Consider the following 19,290-nt stretch of genomic DNA (forward strand, 5'->3'; position numbering starts at 1 on the left):
GGCCGCATGTTTGCATTAATTGATGCGGCGCTGTCGCGCTCTAGAACCATGCTCAGCTTGCTGGCTCTGGTGCTCATTGCCGGTGTCGTGACTTACAACACTATTCCCAAAGAATCGAGTCCAGATATCACCATCCCAATCATCTATGTGTCTGTGGGTCACCAAGGTATTTCGCCGGATGATAGTGAGCGATTGCTCGTCAGACCGCTAGAAAAAGAGTTGCGCTCGATTGAAGGCGTGAAAGAGATGACGGCGGTGGCATCGGAAGGTCACGCCTCAGTAACACTTGAATTTAATGTCGGCGTTGATTTGACCAAGGCGATGGCAGACGTACGTGATGCTGTTGACCTTGCTAAGCCTAAGTTGCCAGAAGACAGTGATGAACCGACAGTTAACGAGGTGACCTTTGCGTCACAGCAACCTGTGCTCTCGGTTGTACTTTACGGCACCGTTCCAGAACGCACCATAGTGCAGCTTGCTCGCCAGTTGCGTGACAAGCTTGAAAGCTACCGCCAAGTATTGGAGGTAGACATTGCTGGTGACCGTGAAGACATTGTTGAGATTGTGGTCGACCCGCTACTGATGGAAAGCTATGGGCTCGACCAAGGTGATATTTACAACCTGATTGCCCTGAACAACCGCGTGGTAGCCGCTGGCTTTGTTGATACCGGTTATGGCCGTTTTTCGGTCAAAGTACCGTCAGTGTTCAACAGCCTAAAAGATGTGTTGGAGCTGCCTGTTAAGGTGGATGGCAAACAAGTGATCACTTTTGGAGACGTCGCGACAGTTCGCCGCGCTTTCCGAGACCCTGACAGTTTTGCTCGTCTTGATGGACGCTCTGCAGTGGTATTGGATGTCAAAAAGCGTGCTGGTGAGAACATCATTGAAACTGTCTCATTGGTCAAAGAAGTGCTGCGACAAGCTCAGCTTCGTGATGAATGGCCAAACAACCTTCAGGTGAAGTTCACTAAGGATGAATCGAAAGATGTGAAGATCATGCTCAATGATCTGCAAAACAATATCTTATCAGCAATCATTTTGGTGGTTATTGTTATCATCGCTATCCTTGGTGTTCGCACTGCGCTATTGGTCGGCATTTCGATTCCTGGCTCGTTCTTGACCGGCCTACTTGTGCTGTCGGTATTTGGCCTTACGGTCAATATCGTTGTACTGTTCTCACTCATTATGGCGGTGGGCATGCTGGTCGATGGCGCAATCGTTGTTACCGAATTTGCTGATCGCCGCATGCAAGAAGGGATGGAGCGTAAAGAAGCGTATCGTGATGCAGCCAAACGCATGGCTTGGCCGATCACGGCATCCACGGCAACTACCTTGGCTGCGTTTGCACCGCTGCTATTCTGGCCGGATATTACTGGTGAGTTCATGAAGTACTTGCCGATGACGCTCATTGCAACGCTGACGGCGTCGTTAGTGATGGCACTGCTGTTTGTGCCAGTGCTCGGCGGCCTGATTGGTAAGCCGCAATATGTTTCACCGACTCAGCAAAAGAAAATGGTGGCGCTGCATGAGGGCGAGTTTGATAAAGCGACCGGTATTACCAAGCTTTACTATCACACCCTAGATATTGCTCTTGGCCATCCTTTAAAAGTGCTGCTACTGGCGATTGCAATGGCAATCGGCGTTGGAGTGGCATACAACAAAGCAGGCCTTGGCGCTGAGTTTTTCCCAGAAGTTGATCCGCCTTACTTTAATGTCAAAGTGCGTTCTCACGGAGACTTGTCTATCAATGAAAAAGACGAGGTGATGCGTGTTGTTGAGAAGGTGATGCTGGGTCATGATGAGTTTGAAAGTGTTTACACCAAAACAGGCGGTAAAGATGAAATTGGTGTGATTCAAATTACCCCATTGGATTGGCAGTATCGTCGCAAGGTGCCCGCTATCATCGAAGAGCTTAAGCAAACGACGGATCAGTTTGCGGGGGTAGAGATTGAGTACAAGTTCCCTGATGCAGGCCCCCCGGTTGAGCATGATTTGGTGGTCGAACTTTCTGCTCGTATTCCTGATGGTTTAGATGCAGCTGCAAAAGAAGTGCGTCGCTGGGCGGATGGCAATGCCAAACTGACGAACGTCAGTGACACGTCAAACAAACCAGGGATAGATTGGCAAATTGATATCAGCCGAGATGATGCTGCTCGCTTTGGTGCGGACGCGACACTGGTAGGTAACACGGTTCAGTTTGTGACCAACGGCCTAAAAATTGGTGATTATCTACCTGACGATTCTACCGAAGAGGTCGATATTTTAGTGCGATTCCCAGAAGAGCATCGTGATATTGGCCGTTTTGATGAACTTCGCGTTAAGACGCCGGCAGGTCTGGTGCCTATTACCAACTTTGCTGAAATCACACCAGAGCAGAAGCAAGACACCATTAACCGTTTAGATGGCGTGCGCGTTATCAATGTCAAAGCCGACATGGCGGATGGCTACAATCTCGCGGTTGAGCTACCAGGCTTTATGGAGCAGCTCAACCAGATTGAACTGCCAAGTGGTGTTGAGTTTGTTATCAAAGGTCAAAATGAAGAGCAGAAGAATTCATCGGAGTTCCTGCAAAGTGCCTTTATGGTCGCTCTGGCCGTCATGGCGCTAATCTTGATCACTCAATTCAATAGCTTCTATCAAGCGCTATTGATCTTGAGTGCAGTGATTTTTTCAACCGTGGGAGTGTTTGCGGGTCTATTGGTGTTCCAGCGTCCATTTGGCATCATCATGTCAGGCATCGGTGTTATCGCGCTAGCGGGGATTGTGGTTAATAACAACATCGTACTGATTGATACCTATAACCAGCTGATTAAGCGCGGTTTGGATAAGCGTGAAGCGATCTTAAGAACGGGTGTACAGCGTTTGCGTCCGGTAATGCTCACCACGGTGACCACGATTTTGGGTTTGATGCCTATGGTGCTGGAGATGAACGTCGACCTCATCAATCAAAAAATTGAGTTTGGCGCACCAAGCACTCAGTGGTGGTCACAGCTTGCAACCGCGGTAGCGGGCGGCTTGGCGTTTGCTACGGTATTGACCTTAGTATTAACGCCGTGTTTGCTGATGTTAGGTAAAACAGAACAGCAAAAACAGCAGCCGTCGATGTTGCGACGCACGTTACGACGATTGAGGTCGAAACCTGTAAAAAAGCCCGTTGAAGCGGCCTAGTGAATCAAAGCCCCATTATTTAACAAAATATGGGGTTTTTTTATTAATTTCCCCTAGTGATTTCGAGTGAGCAATCAGAATTGCTGATAAGTTTTTGCCAGTTTTTGATAAATTAGGCAGTATTTAACTCTGAATTTTATTTGATACTAGGTTATTGGTTTGGTTTTGTTTCTCTGGGTAAGACAAATGTTGGCAAACCTATCATTTCGAAGGTAAGTGTGTTTTTTGCAGCCTTTGTCGGGTTAGATCTTGTGCAAAGAAAGCGTTACAGTTGTTGCGTAAACATATTGCTTGTTATGACAAGCTATGTGACATAGCTGAAAAGTGAGTAGTTTCGATTTAGGCTACGAATAAGACCTAACTATGTAATGCCAGCTCAGCAACAACCTGATTGTTGAAGTAACTGGTAAGGAGACAATATGGCAGATTCAACCCCAGAAATGCTATCTGGTGCAGAGATGATCGTTCAATCTTTGATTGACGAAGGTGTACAACAAATCTTTGGTTACCCAGGTGGTTCCGTTCTTGATATCTACGATGCGCTGCATGAAAAGCGCGAGAATATCCAACACGTCCTCGTTCGCCACGAACAAGCCGCGACACACATGGCTGATGGTTACGCACGTGCTACCGGTAAGCCGGGTGTGGTACTTGTGTGTTCAGGTCCTGGTGCGACCAACACCATTACCGGTATCGCTACCGCTTACATGGACTCGATCCCTATGGTGGTGCTCTCTGGTAACGTACCGAACAATCTGATCGGTAATGATGCGTTCCAAGAGTGTGATATGGTCGGTGTATCCCGTCCGGTGGTTAAGCACAGTTTCCTATTGCAACGTGCTGAAGATATCCCTGAAACGCTGAAAAAAGCCTTCTATATCGCGTCTACTGGCCGCCCAGGTCCGGTTGTTGTTGATATTCCGAAGGATGTCATGAATCCGCAGATCAAGTTCCCTTACGAGTACCCTGAAACCGTTAAGATGCGCTCATACAATCCGACGACATCGGGTCATAAAGGGCAAATCAAAAAAGCGCTAAAAGCGATTTTAGAAGCGAAGAAACCTGTTTTGTATGTGGGTGGTGGTGCCATCATGTCTGAGGCAGACCAACACATCATTAAGCTGGCTGAAACGTTGAACCTACCCGTCATCAGCACGTTGATGGGTTTGGGTGCGTTTCCTGGCACACATAAAAACGCATTAGGTATGCTGGGTATGCATGGTACTTACGAAGCCAACCTTGCGATGCATAATGCTGACCTTATTTTTGGTGTTGGTGTTCGTTTTGACGACCGTACCACCAACAACCTCGACAAGTACTGCCCAAATGCCAAGGTAGTACATATTGATATCGACCCTTCTTCGATCTCGAAAAACGTACGCGCTGATTTGCCGATTGTTGGCTCTGCGGATGTGATTCTAGAGACCATGTTGAAACTTCTGGTAGAGCAGGGTGGCACCAATGATGAAGCTGCGCTTAATGCTTGGTGGGATGATATTGCTTCTTGGAAAGAGCGTAACTGTCTTGGTTACGAAACCTCGGAAGAGCGTATTAAGCCACAGCAGGTCATTGAAGTGCTGCACAAGCTGACGGGCGGTGACGCGTTTGTGGCATCCGATGTGGGTCAGCACCAAATGTTTGCTGCGCTCTACTATCCGTTTAATAAGCCACGCCGCTGGATCAACTCAGGTGGTCTTGGCACCATGGGCTTTGGCTTCCCTGCAGCGATTGGGGTGAAGTTTGCTTACCCAGATGAAGAGGTGGTGTGTGTCACCGGTGATGGCAGTATTCAGATGAACATTCAAGAGCTGTCGACGGCTATGCAATACGATGTGCCGGTTAAAATAATCAACCTCAACAACCGTTTCTTAGGGATGGTAAAACAGTGGCAGGATATTATTTATCAGGGTCGTCACTCTAACTCCTACATGGATTCGGTGCCTGACTTTGCTGCTATTGCTGAAGCTTATGGCCACGTAGGTATTCGCATTTCCAACCCAAGCGAACTTGAATCTGGTCTGAAGAAAGCGCTAGAGATGAAAGATCGCCTCGTGTTCGTTGATATCAATGTAGATGAAACAGAGCACGTTTACCCGATGCAAATCAAAGGGGAAGGTATGGATAAGATGTGGCTAAGTAAGACGGAGAGAACCTAATATGAGACATATCATTTCGCTACTATTGGAAAACCAGCCGGGTGCTCTTTCTCGAGTGGTTGGCCTGTTCTCTCAGCGCGGCTACAACATCGAATCACTCAACGTATCGCCAACCGATGATGAGACGTTATCACGCCTTAACATCACCACAGAATCGGATAAAATGGAGCTTGAGCAGATCCAAAAGCACCTGCATAAGCTGATTGATGTCCTTAAGGTTCAGGAAGTGACTGAGTTTGAGCACATTGAGCGCGAGCTAATGATGGTTAAAGTCAAAGCGAGCGGTTTTGCGCGTGCAGAAGTGAAGCGTACGGCGGATATCTTTCGTGGCCAGATTGTTGATGTCACTTCGTCGCAATATACGGTTCAACTTGCAGGCACGGCTGAAAAGCTTGATGCGTTTGTGTCAGCGCTATCAGAAGTGACGGATGTGGTAGAAGTGGCTCGAAGCGGTATTGTAGGCATTGCTCGTGGTGAGCGTGCGCTAAAGCCATAAGCCAATTAAGCTATTGATTAAAAACAAGGCCAGTCAAGTGACTGGCCTTTTGCTTTGCTCGGGTTCATTGACCTAAGAAGGTTAACCTTCGATTTCCACAAAAGGAGCAGGCTCTTCGATGATTGGCTTCATCTCCTCTTCTTGTTGAGGTTGCTCTGCTGGTGGCGCTGGCTGTTCAGGCTCGGCTTCTGTGTTGAGCTTTTCTTGTTGCTCACTGAATTGGAACGCACGGATCACCTGTTTTACGCCGGATACATTTCTGGCGATTTCTGTGGCCACATCGGCGTGCTCTTTAGACACATAACCCAGTAGAAACACTTCACTGTCTTCAGTGATGACTTTGATTTTGACGCCGTTGAGTCTTTCGTCGGTCAAGAGCGCTGACTTGACCTTCGTCGTCAACCAGCTGTCATTGCTGATTTGCGTGAAGCTAAGTGGCTGCTTAACGCGGACTTGGTTGTAGACAATTTTTACGCCATTAAGACCTTTAACTTGGTTTTCAAGCTGGCTACGAAGCGCTTCCGTATTCGCCTGTCCCATCAGCACGACAGTACCACGCTGTGAGCTGGCAACGACGCGCACGTTGCTAACATAGGGCGCTTTGTTACCCATACCAGCTACTTCTGACTCAAGGGCACTGTCATTCCAAATCTCTTTTGCGCTGCGCGTATCGGTGACGAGGTTTACCGTCGTCGCAGCACCTGCTACAAATAGACCGGCACAGCCCGAAAGGAACATACTGGCCATGAGCAGTGCCATTACTTTATACATCTTCATAATGTTACTCTTCGTGAGATGGGAATAGCACTTGGTCGATGAGATCGCACAAGCAGTGGAGTGTCACCATGTGGACTTCATGAATGCGTGAGGTTCGTTGAGATGGGATACGTATTTCCACATCGTTTTCGCCCAATAAGCCGGCCATTTCGCCACCATCTTTGCCGGTAAAGGCAATGATGGTCATATCTCGAGTCACAGCCGCTTCCATCGCTTTAATGACGTTTTTGCTGTTCCCGCTGGTTGAAATTGCCAACAAGATATCGTTAGTTTGGCCGAAGGCGCGCACTTGTTTGGCAAAGATATCTTCAAAGTTGTAGTCGTTCGCCACTGCGGTCATGGTGGTGCTGTCAGCAGTCAGTGTCATTGCAGGCAGACTTGGACGTTCGGTTTCAAAACGGTTCAGTAGGCATGAGACAAATTGCTGAGCGTTGGACGCTGACCCGCCGTTACCGCAGCACAGAATTTTGTTGCCATTGAGCAGTGTTGCGACCATTGCTTGTGCAGCGTGAGTGATGGCGTCTGGCAGCGCTTCGGCGGCGGCGATTTGAATTTGGATGCTTTCAGTAAAACTTTCTTTGATGCTATCGCGCATGGTTATCCTTGAGTGATGGCGTTTTTTATCCAGTTGATGTCGTTGCCTTGTTCGTGAATGGCAACCACATCAAATCGAAATTCGGTCTCGTATGGCGATAGGCCATTTTTGAGAAGCCACAGTGTGGCGGCTTTTTCGAGCTTTTTTGCTTTGGCTCGCGTCACCATTTCTTGGGCGCTACCATAACATTGATTGCGTCGGTATTTGACCTCCACAAACACAATGCTCGATTTATCTTGCATGATCAGGTCAACTTCACCGCATTTTACCGTGAAGTTTTCTGATAGAGGAACCAAGCCCTGACGACCGAGATAGTCTTTGGCCAGTTCCTCATAACGTTTTCCAACGGCGCGTTTACTCGCTGATTGGCGTTTCCACGGCAGTAGTGTCATCGCTTGTCTCGTCCTGAGTCGCGGTTATTTCTTGTACGGTAGAAGGTTGCTCGCCGTAGACACCCCAAGCAATCTGGCGTTGAACTACGCAGTCTGGATCGATCGTTAGCATACCGGTTTGTCCATCGACAGAGTAACCTTGTACTGCTTTCAGTTGCGGTAATTCTTTAGTCAGCGTGTAGGCATCCATACCTAATGCTTGCAGGCGTTTCTCTGCATTTGAGCTCTTCGGCCAGAACTTAGTCATTTGTGCATCGAGGTCGACATTTTGCTCCACTAGCAGTGGAATATCACTGTATACCACGCCAGTGAGGTCTTCATACTGACGTTTCTCACTGTGGCTGTGGGAATCAGCAAACAGCTGTGGCTGTTTAGCGTCAGGGTTAATAGCGACTTCGATAAATGGCTTGATCAGCGTAAGGTCGGCATTATTGGCAACAATGTATACGGAATCAATGTCACGACGACTACGTGGCTGATTTTCGAGCTTCATACCCGTTAGCGCTTCCATCTGAGCGATACGTTGCTGGCTTTCTTGTAGGCCAAACACGTTGTTGATGGTTTTTTGTAGTTGTGCGCGATTCGCGTACTGCGCTACGGCGACTTTGTTGTCACTCACTTTTGCCCATTCAGCCTCAAAAGCCTTTGCCACACGGTTGCCCAGCGAGCCTTGCGGCGCAATGATCAGCGTGAAAGCATATTGGTTTTTAGACAGATGTTGAGCTGCCTGAGCAACCTCTTGCTCAGGAGATAGAGTTAAGTAACACATCATCTGTGTTGGTTCTATCTCATTAGGAATATTCAGTGCGAGCGCAGGGATTGGTGTCTCAGAGTTTTGCTGAGCTTGCTGTAGCTTCTCAACATTTTCTTTAACCAGTGGGCCGACAATAAAATCAACACCATTAGCGACGAGTTTTGTCTTGATGTCAGCAGGGGTGGCTTCGTTTGTATCAATAACGGTAAAAATAGCCTCTGGATCGCGCAATTCGTCATCCATCATCGCCATCATAAACCCATCGCGTACCAGCTGAGCTTGCTTTGCATACTTACCAGAAAGTGGCAGAAGTAGAGCGGTGCTTTGAGGCGAAGCAATCTCTAAGTTGAGAATGTCGTAAATGCTTTGCGGAGTGTAGATAGCTGCTGGGTGAGTTGGATTTTCTGCGAGCCAGTTATTTAGTGTATTTTGCAGTTGTGGCAAGCTAGCTGCCATGCCTTTCATATAGGTAGCCAGTTGTAACCAGCCATCCAGTACTTCTTCATTAGGCTGGGCAACTAAGGTTGATAGATCCTGCGCTGAGTACTGGTTCATGTACTGCCAGATTTGGGCGTTGATCGCTTCTTGCTGGTCACTGGCGCTAAAACCTGCTTGTGCAATCAGCTCACGGCTAGCATCAAAGTAATTGCCCATGGCGGCAAGGCTTTGTGCGCGCAATTGATGATAACGCTGCCATTGTTGCTGCGCGAGTGGCCATTCAGATGGGAAGCTAAGCTGCAGATACGCTGGTTCTGCTTTGCCTTGCGCAAGGTTTAGTTCCGCGCGTGCGAGTTGCCACTCGGCTTGCTGCACCGTGGTGAGATTTTGTTTGGCAAGTCGATTAGAGAGTCTCTGGGCTTGCTCGTAATTGCCCTCTTGAATTGATGCTTTGAATGCCAAGATCAACCATTCGTTTGCAAAACCGTCTTGACCGGCGTCAGCTCGCATCAGATAGGTCTCCGAAGAGGCAGTAGGTGCTAGGGTGATATCAACGCTTTCTGGGGCGCTTGGCTGAGTAGAACAAGCGGCAATGGACAAAGCCAATGCAATTGGAGTCAGTAGGCGTGTTACACTATTTCTCTTTGGGTTCATCATTGCCATGAGCTCTTTAATCACTATTCGTGTAAAATCATTATATTAATCGTTGAAGTGCTGGTAAACAAATGACAAGCAACAAAACTACTTATATTGAGCAACCAACGCTCTTTATTGTACCGACACCGATTGGAAACCTCGGTGATATCACACAAAGAGCGCTGGGTGTACTCCATAGCGTCGACATTATTGCTGCTGAAGATACGCGCCATACGGGTAAGCTTCTGTCTCACTTCAATATTCAAACTAGAACATTTGCGTTGCATGATCACAATGAACAGCAAAAAGCGCAAGTTTTAGTCGATAAACTGCTTGCGGGTGAATCCATCGCATTGGTCTCTGATGCTGGCACACCGCTTATCAGCGATCCAGGGTATCATTTGGTGACTCAATGTCGTCAGGCAGGCGTTAAAGTTGTGCCATTACCAGGGGCGTGTGCTGTGATTACTGCGCTGAGCGCATCTGGCTTGCCCTCTGATCGCTTTAGTTTTGAGGGCTTTTTGCCAGCGAAAAGCAAAGGCCGTAAAGATAAATTCATGGAGATCGCCAAAGCCGAGCGCACCTGTATCTTCTACGAATCGCCACATCGAATTACCGAGTCACTTGCCGATATGCTTGAAGTGCTGGGGCCTGAACGTGAGGTTGTATTGGCGCGCGAGCTAACCAAGACCTATGAAACCATTCAAGGTTTGCCACTTGGTGAGTTGATTGCGTGGATTGGAGAAGATGATAACCGTAAGCGTGGTGAGATGGTGTTATTGATTCACGGTCATCGTGAGCCTGTGAATGAAGAGCTGCCAGATGAAGCGACACGTACACTGGCTATTTTGGTTAAAGATTTACCACTTAAAAAAGCGGCAGCGGCGACGGCTGAAATCTATAACCTCAAAAAGAATGCCTTGTATAAATGGGGTCTAGAAAACTTATCCTAGAAAAACATTGAGTAATCACGCTCGCTTAGTTACAATCCGCGCCCTGAAGTTGACTGGATAGTCGCTGCTTCGTTGACGTCCCCTTGAGCTTGTCTTGGGGGAGACTGACGGAGGGGAGGAACGTCCGGGCTCCACAGAGCAGGGTGCCAGGTAACGCCTGGGGGGCGCGAGCCCACGACAAGTGCAGCAGAGAGAAGACCGCCGATGGCTCCATTTCTTCGGAAGGAGCACAGGTAAGGGTGAAAGGGTGCGGTAAGAGCGCACCGGGCGACTAGCAATAGTTCGTTGCAAGGTAAACTCCACCCGGAGCAAGACCAAATAGGCCTCCACATTGCGTTGCTCGCGTATGGAGGCGGGTAGGTTGCTTGAGCCAGTGAGCGATTGCTGGCCTAGACGAATGGCTATCACCGCTTCGGCGGATACAGAACCCGGCGTACAGGTCAACTTCACCTATTATAGAAAAACCCATTACAAATTGATTTTGTAATGGGTTTTTTGCTTTTTTATCACCTATCTTTACGATAGGCTGAACTTAACCAGATGACGTTACTGAAGGAAATCAGTAAACTTGTCATCTTTGCTAAGCAACTCTCGAGATCACCCATGAGCGAATCCTTTCAACACATTTCGGTACTACTTCACGAATCCATTGATGGTCTAGCGATCAAACCGGATGGAACTTACATTGATGGAACGTTCGGCCGCGGTGGTCACAGTCGTCAAATTCTTTCACAACTGGGTGAAAACGGTCGCCTATTCAGTATTGACCGCGATCCGACGGCGATTGAGGAAGCAAAAAAGATTGATGATCCACGCTTTACCATTATTCATGGCCCATTTTCTGGTATGGCAGAATACGCAGAGCGTTATGATCTTGTGGGTAAAGTGGACGGTGTGTTGCTTGATTTGGGCGTGTCTTCGCCGCAGCTTGACGATGCTGAGCGTGGCTTTAGCTTCATGAAAGATGGCCCGCTTGATATGCGTATGGATCCAACATCTGGTATGCCTGTCTCTGAGTGGTTAGCGCAAGCCGATCTTGATGACATTACGTGGGTGATCCGCGAGTTTGGTGAAGACAAGCATGCTCGCCGTATTGCTAAAGCTATTGTTGCCCATCGTGAAGATGAAGAAAAAGAGCCGCTTACACGTACTGGCCAGTTGGCAAAGCTGATCTCTGAAGCCGCACCTAAGAGCTTCAAAGAGAAAAAGCACCCAGCGACGCGAGCTTTCCAAGCGTTTCGAATCTACATCAACAGTGAGCTCGAAGAGATCGATACGGCGCTAAAAGGCGCTGCCAGCATTCTTGCTCCAGAGGGGCGTTTGTCGGTTATTAGCTTCCACTCGCTTGAAGATCGCATGGTGAAGCATTTTATGCGCAAAGAGAGCAAAGGACCCCAGGTACCCCATGGTATCCCGATGACCGAAGATCAAATTCGAGCGCTGGGTAGTGCGAATCTAAAGACCATTGGTAAGGCGCTCAAGCCTTCGGGTCATGAAGTGGAAATGAACACCCGCTCACGCAGCTCTGTACTTCGTGTGGCGGAAAAACTGTAACGGATGACGGGATGTCTAACCAACCGACTCATAATCTCGCGAAACTGATTGCCTTAGATATCATCACGGTAGGCCGTATCCCGCTTATCGTGTTTTTGATGATATTTGCAACGGCGATGGGGGTGGTGTTTGCAACGCATCACACCCGCGAAGCCATCAACGAGAAAGATATCGCGCTTCAAGAGCGTGAACGACTTGATAATGAGTGGCGCAACCTGTTGCTTGAGGAAAATGCGCTGTCGGAACATAGCCGCGTTCAGGCTATGGCTAAACAAGAGTTAGAGATGACGCGCCCAGACGCAGACAAGGAAGTAGTGGTTTCCCTGAAATGAAAGGCAAAAAAGTCGTTAAGTCTTCCAACAAAAAACAATCTCAACAAGCCGTAAGCCAACCTGCGCTGATCGCTTGGCGCTTTCGCCTCATTATGGGCGGCGTGCTGCTTATCTTTACCGCGCTAGTCGCACGCATCGGTTATATTCAAGTTATCGAGCCTGACAATCTGATTAAACAGGGCGATCTGCGCTCTGTTCGTGTAAAGGCGCTGCCTTCGGCGCGCGGCATTATCTCCGATAAAAACGGTGAACCACTTGCAGTCAGTGTACCTGTTCAGGCGGTATGGGCCGATCCAGCTACTATTTTTAAAGATGATGGACTTAAGCAGTTAGACCGTTGGCATGCACTTGCTGATGTACTTGGTCTCAATCGCGATGCACTTATTGCCAAAATCAACAAGAACAAATCACGCCGATTTATTTACCTGCAGCGTCAAGTGAGCCCTGCGATGGCGAAGTACATCAAAGAGTTGAAACTCTCTGGCGTAGGGCTAAAAGCGGAATCCAGACGTTATTATCCTGCGGGTGAGGTTAGTGCTCACTTAGTGGGTGTGACTGGTATCGATGGTCACGGTCTTGAAGGCGTTGAGCGCAGCTATGATAAATGGCTGACCGGTGAAGCGGGTAAGCGCATTATTCGTAAAGACCGCTATGGTCGCGTGGTGGAAAACATCTCTCTTGAAGACAGAGAGGAAGGTAAACCACTTGAGCTTACCGTCGATCAAAGATTGCAGGCCATCGCTTATCGCGCCATCAAACAGGCTGTGGCCGATTACCGCGCCACGTCGGGCAGTGCCGTTATCATTGATGTGAAAACCGGTGGTGTATTAGCCATGGTAAATGCGCCTTCTTATAACCCGAACAACCGCTCTTCACGCCAGTCTTTTACGATGCGAAATCGTGTTATTACCGATGCGATGGAGCCGGGTTCTACGGTTAAGCCATTTGTCGTGCTAGCGGCACTAGAGGCAGGTATTGCCGATGAAAACACCATCATCGATACCGGTAATGGCATCATGCAGATCGGTGGTAGCCGAGTGCGTGATACATCGAAGGTGGGTAAAGCGAACTTAGCTAAGATCCTGCAAAAGTCGAGCAACATCGGAGTGGCAAAGCTGGCTTTAGACATGCCACTAGAGGCGCTACTTGGGATGTACAGCTCCATTGGTTATGGTCAGCTGTCTGGTCTTAACTTGGTTGGTGAGACCACGGGTATCTTCCCTAACCGTCGCCGTTGGTCGCAGTTTGAAATCGCGACACTCGCATTTGGCTACGGTATCTCCATCACGCCTCTTCAGTTAGCACACGCTTACGCCACTCTCGGTAATGGCGGCTTGTATCAGCCAGTACATATTATTGAAAGCAATCAGCAGGACTTGTCCAAGCAGGTTATCAACCATGACTACGCGATGTCGGTTCTGCATATGTTAGAGGCGGTAACGCAGCCTGGCGGTACAGCAACACGAGCGGCGGTGCCCGGGTATCGAGTAGCCGCGAAAACTGGTACTTCAAGAAAGGCAGCGGCGGGTGGCTACAGTGATGAATATGTAGCGATTACCTCAGGTGTCGCGCCGGTAAGTGACCCGCGTATTGCCTTGGTAGTGGTGATTAATGAACCGCAAGGCGATCAGTACTATGGCGGTGCGGTGGCAGGCCCTGTCTTTTCCGAAATCATGAAGGGAGCGTTGCAGATACTCAATGTCGCTCCTGACGAAAACCAATTTCAGCAATAGGTGAGAAACAATGTTGACCTCTTTGACATTGGCAAAGCTATTAAAACCATGGCTTGATGACAGCAGTAAACTGATGGCAAACGACACGCTCGGAGCCATCAATGTGTCTAACTTGGAGCTTGATAGCCGTGCTATTAAGCAAGGTGATACGTTTGTGGCGATCATCGGCCATACGGTAGATGGGCGTCTGTTTATCGAGCGTGCGATTCAGTCTGGTGCCGACTCAGTGATTGCTCAGGCCGATGCTGAGCACAAACATGGCGAAGTGACCCTTGTCGATGGCGTGCCTGTTGTTCATATTTATCAGCTCGACACTTTGTTGTCGGTGATGGCCGCGCGTCTTTATCAGTACAAGCAGCAAGTGATTGGTGTAACAGGGACGAATGGTAAAACTACGATCACCCAACTTATCGCGCAGTGGATTGAACTTGTCGGCGATAGAGCCGCCATCATGGGCACCACGGGCAATGGCTTCTTGAACGATTTGCAACAAGCGAAAAATACCACGGGCAGCGCTATTGATGTGCAGCGCATTTTATCTCAGCTTGATGCCCTGGGCGCGCAATACACGGCGATGGAAGTCTCCTCCCATGGCCTGGTTCAAGGTCGTGTGGCCGCTGTGCCTTTCTCACTAGGTATTTTCACTAACCTCAGCCGTGACCACTTGGACTATCACGGCACGATGGAAGGTTATGAAGCGGCCAAGAAACTCCTATTTACCGGGCATCACTGCGAGCATGCGGTGTTGAATGTCGATGACGAAGTGGGTCGCCGCTGGCTTTCGGCGCGCAGCGATGCCATTGCTGTGTCTGTTGAAGGGCGCCAGCTAGGCGCAAAGGGCGTTTGGGCAACATCGGTTGAATATAGTGACGGCGGCATCTCTTTAGAATTTGATGGTTGCTTTGGCAGTGGCAAGCTCAATGCTCCGCTGATTGGTCAGTTCAATGCGAGCAATGTGTTGCTGGCGTTTTCTGCTCTGTTGGCGCTTGGTTTTGATAAACAAGCGCTAATGGATACAGCATCCAAGCTACAACCTGTACTTGGTCGTATGGAGCTGTTTCAAGCGGATGATAAACCAAAGCTGGTGGTAGATTACGCTCACACCCCAGATGCGTTAGAGAAAGCCTTGCAGGCACTTCGCGTGCATTGTGATGGCCAGCTTTGGGTTATTGTCGGCTGCGGTGGTGACCGAGACAAAGGTAAACGTCCAATGATGGCCTCTATCGCTGAGCAGTTAGCGGACAAGGTGATCTTAAGCGATGACAACCCACGCAGTGAAGATCCTAAAGCGATTGTCGAAGATATGCTGGCGGGAATGAGTGCGCCAGAGGTCGCATTTGTTGAGCATCAACGTTTTAATGCGGCTCAGCTAGCGGTGAAGCACGCGAGTGCTTCCGACATCATTCTACTTGCAGGTAAAGGGCACGAAGACTACCAAGTGATTGGCAATGACAATGTCCACTATTCAGACCGTGAAACGGCAGCACAGTTACTAGGACTGACGTTATGATTGAACTCAAATTAACGGATATCGCGACCATTGTTGACGGACAGCTAGTGGGTGAAGATATAAGTATCACAGATGTCACCACAGACACGCGAGCCATCGAACCGGGTGCGCTGTTTATTGCTTTGGTTGGTGAACGTTTTGATGCCCATGATTTTGCTGAGCAAGCGGCAGAGAAAGGCGCAGCAGCGCTAATTGTTGAGCGAGAGTTGGATGTCGCCATTGCTCAAGTCGTGGTTGCCGATAGTAAACAAGCCTTGGGTAAACTGGGGGCGGAAGTTCATAAGCGCTGCCAAACCCAAACGATTGCCATTACAGGCAGCTGCGGTAAAACGACAGTTAAAGAGATGATTGCCAGCATTTTGTCTAGCAAAGGGCAGGTGCTGTATACCGCGGGTAACTTTAATAATGATATCGGCGTGCCATTAACTTTGCTTCGCTCAACACCCCAAGACGACTTTGCAGTGATTGAACTGGGTGCTAACCATATCGGTGAAATTGCCTACACAACAGCGTTAGCTCAGCCGGAAGTCGCGCTGGTTAACAATGTGGCCGAGGCGCATCTAGAAGGTTTTGGCTCTCTTGACGGTGTTAAACAGGCTAAGGGGGAAATCTATCAAGGACTGCCTGCGGGTGGTATTGCACTCGTGAACCTTGATAGTGAAGGTGGTGACTATTGGCAATCGGTACTGAGTGACAAACAGGTAGTGCGCATCGCCAAACAAAACGTTCACGCAGACTTTTACGCCTCTGACATAACCTTGTCATCTCTTGGTAGCCCGTTGTTTACACTCCACACCCCAGTAGGCAACATTTCGATTGAGTTGACCATTATCGGTGAGCACAATGTGGCAAATGCAGTGGCTGCAGCCGCTTTGGCAACGCAAGTTGGTGCAACTCTCGAGCAAGTTCAACACGGTTTACAATCATTAAGTAAAGTGAAGCGCCGTGTTGATGTTGAGAAGCTTACCGAAACGCTCACTCTGATTGATGATAGCTATAACGCCAGTGTTCCCGCAATGAAGGCGGCGGTCGATCTGTTGGGGCAGTTTACTCAAACCCAGCGCTGGTTGATTTTGGGTAACATGGCAGAATTGGGGCATGAAAGCCTTGCACTTCACAAAGAAGTCGGACAACATGCTGCACCTTTCGCATTTGAACATGTTTTAACCTATGGTGAGGATGCGAAAGTAATCAGTGACCTTTGCGGTGGACAGCATTTTAAAAGTCACGACGATATGTTTGCGCATATCGAGCACACATTAACACAGTTAAACCAGACCTCTCATACCTTGTTGGTTAAAGGGGCGCTAAGTGCTGGCATGTTTACTATCGCCAATGCACTGAAGGAGAAATACACATGATCATTTGGCTTGCAGAATTACTACAGCCATACTTTTCTTTTTTTCGTCTGTTTGAATATTTGTCATTCAGAGCCATTGTCAGTGTATTAACTGCGTTAGGTATTTCTTTGTGGATGGGGCTAAAAATGATTGCCCGTCTACAAATGCTGCAAATTGGCCAAGTCGTTCGAAATGAAGGTCCGGAGTCGCACTTTAGCAAGCGTGGTACACCGACGATGGGTGGTATAATGATCCTATCGGCGATTTCTATTACCGTTTTGCTTTGGGCAGACTTGAGTAACCCTTATATTTGGGCTGTACTTGCGGTGCTACTTGGCTATGGTGCCGTTGGTTTTGTGGATGACTATCGCAAGGTAGTGCGCAAAAACACCGATGGCCTGATCGCTCGTTGGAAGTATTTTTGGCAGTCGCTGATTGCCTTGGTGGTGGCATTTGCTCTGTATGCTCACGGCCAAGACACGGCAGCCACACAGCTTGTAGTACCATTCTTTAAAGATGTAATGCCGCAAATGGGACTGTTCTACATTGTCTTCACATACTTTGTGATTGTTGGCACCAGTAATGCGGTGAATCTGACCGATGGCCTTGACGGTCTGGCTATTATGCCAACGGTATTGGTTGCAGCCGGCTTTGCGGTGATTGCTTGGGCAACAGGCAACGTTAACTTCGCAGCTTATTTGCACATTCCTTATATTCCATACACCTCTGAGCTTGTGGTGTTCTGTACTGCAATGGTTGGTGCTGGACTTGGTTTCCTTTGGTTTAACACTTACCCTGCGCAAGTCTTTATGGGTGATGTAGGCTCGTTAGCACTTGGCGGCGCATTGGGTGTCATTGCCGTGTTGGTACGTCAAGAGTTCGTACTGGTGATCATGGGCGGTGTATTTGTAATGGAGACGCTATCGGTAATCCTTCAGGTTGGCTCTTACAAGTTGCGTGGTCAGCGCATTTTCCGTATGGCACCTATCCATCATCACTATGAACTAAAAGGCTGGCCAGAACCGCGTGTTATCGTTCGCTTCTGGATCATTTCAATCGTATTGGTACTTATTGGCCTAGCGACGCTTAAAGTACGTTAATCAACAGGCTAGGGATCCTTGTTCATGGAACGTTGGCAAGACATTCAGCAAGTGGTCGTCGTAGGGCTCGGTATTACCGGGCTCTCCGTCGTTAATCACCTTCGTAAATATCATCCTACATTGACCATTCAAGTAATGGACAGTCGAGACAATCCGCCGGGGGCTGAGCAGTTGCCGCAAGGCGTTGCCCTACATACCGGCAGTTTTGAAGCCGATTGGTTGATGCAGGCTGACTTAGTGGTGTGTAACCCAGGTATCGCTCTAGCGACGCCGGAAATTCACGCAGCCATGGCAAACGGCGTCTCTGTCATTGGCGATATCGAACTGTTTGCTAGGGCAAATGACAAGCCAGTGATTGCCATTACTGGTTCAAACGGAAAAAGTACCGTGACTGATCTCACGGGTGAGATGGCCAAGGCTGCGGGACTTAGTGTCGGAGTGGGTGGCAACATTGGTTTTCCTGCGCTCGATTTACTTGAGCTTGATGCCGATCTCTATGTGCTTGAGCTATCCAGTTTCCAACTGGAAACGACGTCGTCGCTGAAAACGCAAGTCTCAACGTTTCTAAATCTTTCAGAAGACCATATGGATCGCTACGAGGGTATGGCGGATTATGCCGAGGCCAAGCGCAGGATCTTCTTACATGCTGAGCATGTGTTAGTAAATCGCGATGAGCCAGAGACTTATCCAACAGAGACGTCTCTAGCACTCTCGACATTTGGTTTTGATGCTAAGCAGTTCGGTATGCAGGTATTTGATGGACGCACTTGGTTGATGGATGGCGATGCTAAAATCCTCGCGGCGGATAAGCTGAGCATCGTGGGTAAGCACAATTGGTCAAATGCTTTGGTCGCTTGTGCGCTGCTCAAGCTAGCAAATATCGATTATCGTTCGGCATTGGAATGCTTGAAATCTTATCGAGGCTTAAGCCATCGCTGCCAAGTGGTGGCCGAACAAGCTAACGTGAAATGGGTTAATGATTCGAAAGCCACTAATGTAGCAAGTACGCTTGCCGCTCTGTCAGGCTTAGCACTCCAAGGAACGCTGTACTTGCTTGTCGGCGGGGTGGGGAAAGGCGCAGATTTTTCTGAGCTTGCTACGCCGCTTTCTCGACTCAATGTTCAGCTGTGCTGTTTTGGTCTCGATGGAGAAGCGTTTCTACCGCTTCACGATAGTGCGCGCTACTTTGCTTCAATGGACGATATATTGGCTGAGATCACGCCAAAATTGAAGCAAGGTGATATGGTCATGTTGTCGCCTGCGTGCGCCAGCTTTGATCAGTTTGCCAATTTCATGGCTCGCGGTGATCACTTTACCGATTTGGCAGAGCGTTATTCAGCGCAAGTTAGTTAACAC

At 48.7% G+C, this 19,290-nt stretch carries 15 protein-coding genes and 1 other RNA gene; 12 read left to right on the forward strand and 4 right to left on the reverse strand.

The genetic code is table 11. The features are described 5' to 3' along the window. The first annotated feature begins 6 nt into the window (after positions 1-6). From PG915_RS03210 to ilvN, 3 genes are all read left to right on the forward strand, one after another. On the forward strand, positions 7-3,168 hold the full coding sequence (locus PG915_RS03210) for an efflux RND transporter permease subunit (protein WP_353497841.1): 3,162 nt from the start codon (positions 7-9) through the stop codon (positions 3,166-3,168). A 419-nt stretch (positions 3,169-3,587) separates the two neighbouring features. Continuing rightward, entirely contained in the window at positions 3,588-5,324 is a 1,737-nt protein-coding gene (locus PG915_RS03215; protein ID WP_353497842.1) for an acetolactate synthase 3 large subunit, read from the forward strand. Position 5,325: 1 nt separating this feature from the next. Further along, complete coding sequence (gene ilvN, locus PG915_RS03220; RefSeq protein ID WP_353497843.1) at positions 5,326-5,820, forward strand: acetolactate synthase small subunit; 495 nt, start codon at positions 5,326-5,328, stop codon at positions 5,818-5,820. Between the two features lie 81 nt (positions 5,821-5,901). On the opposite strand, the gene PG915_RS03225 is transcribed toward ilvN, so the two are convergent. From PG915_RS03225 to PG915_RS03240, 4 genes are read right to left on the reverse strand one after another with little or no spacing between them, the layout of a single operon-like run. Continuing rightward, positions 5,902-6,591: a BON domain-containing protein gene (locus PG915_RS03225; protein WP_353498656.1), complete on the reverse strand. Its 690-nt coding sequence runs from the start codon at positions 6,589-6,591 to the stop codon at positions 5,902-5,904. A gap of 10 nt (positions 6,592-6,601) precedes the next feature. Further along, positions 6,602-7,192 carry a phosphoheptose isomerase gene (locus PG915_RS03230; RefSeq protein ID WP_353497844.1) on the reverse strand — a complete coding sequence of 197 codons (591 nt, stop codon included), beginning with the start codon at positions 7,190-7,192 and terminating at the stop codon, positions 6,602-6,604. Between the two features lie 2 nt (positions 7,193-7,194). Beyond that, complete coding sequence (locus PG915_RS03235; RefSeq protein WP_112459864.1) at positions 7,195-7,584, reverse strand: YraN family protein; 390 nt, start codon at positions 7,582-7,584, stop codon at positions 7,195-7,197. After that, on the reverse strand, positions 7,547-9,439 hold the full coding sequence (locus tag PG915_RS03240) for a penicillin-binding protein activator (RefSeq protein WP_353497845.1): 1,893 nt from the start codon (positions 9,437-9,439) through the stop codon (positions 7,547-7,549). The genes PG915_RS03235 and PG915_RS03240 overlap by 38 nt, the downstream gene beginning before the upstream one ends. Before the next feature lie 62 nt (positions 9,440-9,501). Here PG915_RS03240 and rsmI point away from each other — a divergent pair, with 62 nt between their 5' ends. The 9 genes from rsmI to murD all read left to right on the forward strand — a co-directional run bounded on the left by rsmI (position 9,502) and on the right by murD (position 19,287). After that, positions 9,502-10,365, forward strand: coding sequence for a 16S rRNA (cytidine(1402)-2'-O)-methyltransferase (gene rsmI / locus PG915_RS03245; protein ID WP_353497846.1), 864 nt, complete (start codon positions 9,502-9,504; stop codon positions 10,363-10,365). A gap of 45 nt (positions 10,366-10,410) precedes the next feature. Beyond that, an RNA gene (gene rnpB / locus PG915_RS03250) (RNase P RNA component class A) lies at positions 10,411-10,817 on the forward strand. Between the two features lie 151 nt (positions 10,818-10,968). After that, on the forward strand, positions 10,969-11,919 hold the full coding sequence (gene rsmH / locus PG915_RS03255; RefSeq protein WP_353497847.1) for a 16S rRNA (cytosine(1402)-N(4))-methyltransferase RsmH: 951 nt from the start codon (positions 10,969-10,971) through the stop codon (positions 11,917-11,919). An 11-nt stretch (positions 11,920-11,930) separates the two neighbouring features. Then, on the forward strand, positions 11,931-12,251 hold the full coding sequence (ftsL, locus tag PG915_RS03260; RefSeq protein WP_042501227.1) for a cell division protein FtsL: 321 nt from the start codon (positions 11,931-11,933) through the stop codon (positions 12,249-12,251). Then, positions 12,248-13,984 carry a penicillin-binding transpeptidase domain-containing protein gene (locus PG915_RS03265; protein ID WP_353497848.1) on the forward strand — a complete coding sequence of 579 codons (1,737 nt, stop codon included), beginning with the start codon at positions 12,248-12,250 and terminating at the stop codon, positions 13,982-13,984. Before ftsL ends, PG915_RS03265 begins: the two co-directional genes overlap by 4 nt. A 10-nt stretch (positions 13,985-13,994) precedes the next feature. Next, positions 13,995-15,494: a UDP-N-acetylmuramoyl-L-alanyl-D-glutamate--2,6-diaminopimelate ligase gene (gene murE, locus PG915_RS03270; RefSeq protein ID WP_353497849.1), complete on the forward strand. Its 1,500-nt coding sequence runs from the start codon at positions 13,995-13,997 to the stop codon at positions 15,492-15,494. Next, complete coding sequence (locus PG915_RS03275; protein ID WP_353497850.1) at positions 15,491-16,855, forward strand: UDP-N-acetylmuramoyl-tripeptide--D-alanyl-D-alanine ligase; 1,365 nt, start codon at positions 15,491-15,493, stop codon at positions 16,853-16,855. The genes murE and PG915_RS03275 overlap by 4 nt, the downstream gene beginning before the upstream one ends. After that, on the forward strand, positions 16,852-17,934 hold the full coding sequence (gene mraY, locus PG915_RS03280) for a phospho-N-acetylmuramoyl-pentapeptide-transferase (RefSeq protein WP_353497851.1): 1,083 nt from the start codon (positions 16,852-16,854) through the stop codon (positions 17,932-17,934). Before PG915_RS03275 ends, mraY begins: the two co-directional genes overlap by 4 nt. Before the next feature lie 24 nt (positions 17,935-17,958). Further along, on the forward strand, positions 17,959-19,287 hold the full coding sequence (gene murD, locus PG915_RS03285; protein WP_353497852.1) for a UDP-N-acetylmuramoyl-L-alanine--D-glutamate ligase: 1,329 nt from the start codon (positions 17,959-17,961) through the stop codon (positions 19,285-19,287). Positions 19,288-19,290 lie beyond the last annotated feature (3 nt).

The organism is Vibrio sp. CB1-14, assembly GCF_040412085.2.
Taxonomy (GTDB): Bacteria; Pseudomonadota; Gammaproteobacteria; order Enterobacterales; family Vibrionaceae; genus Vibrio; species Vibrio chaetopteri.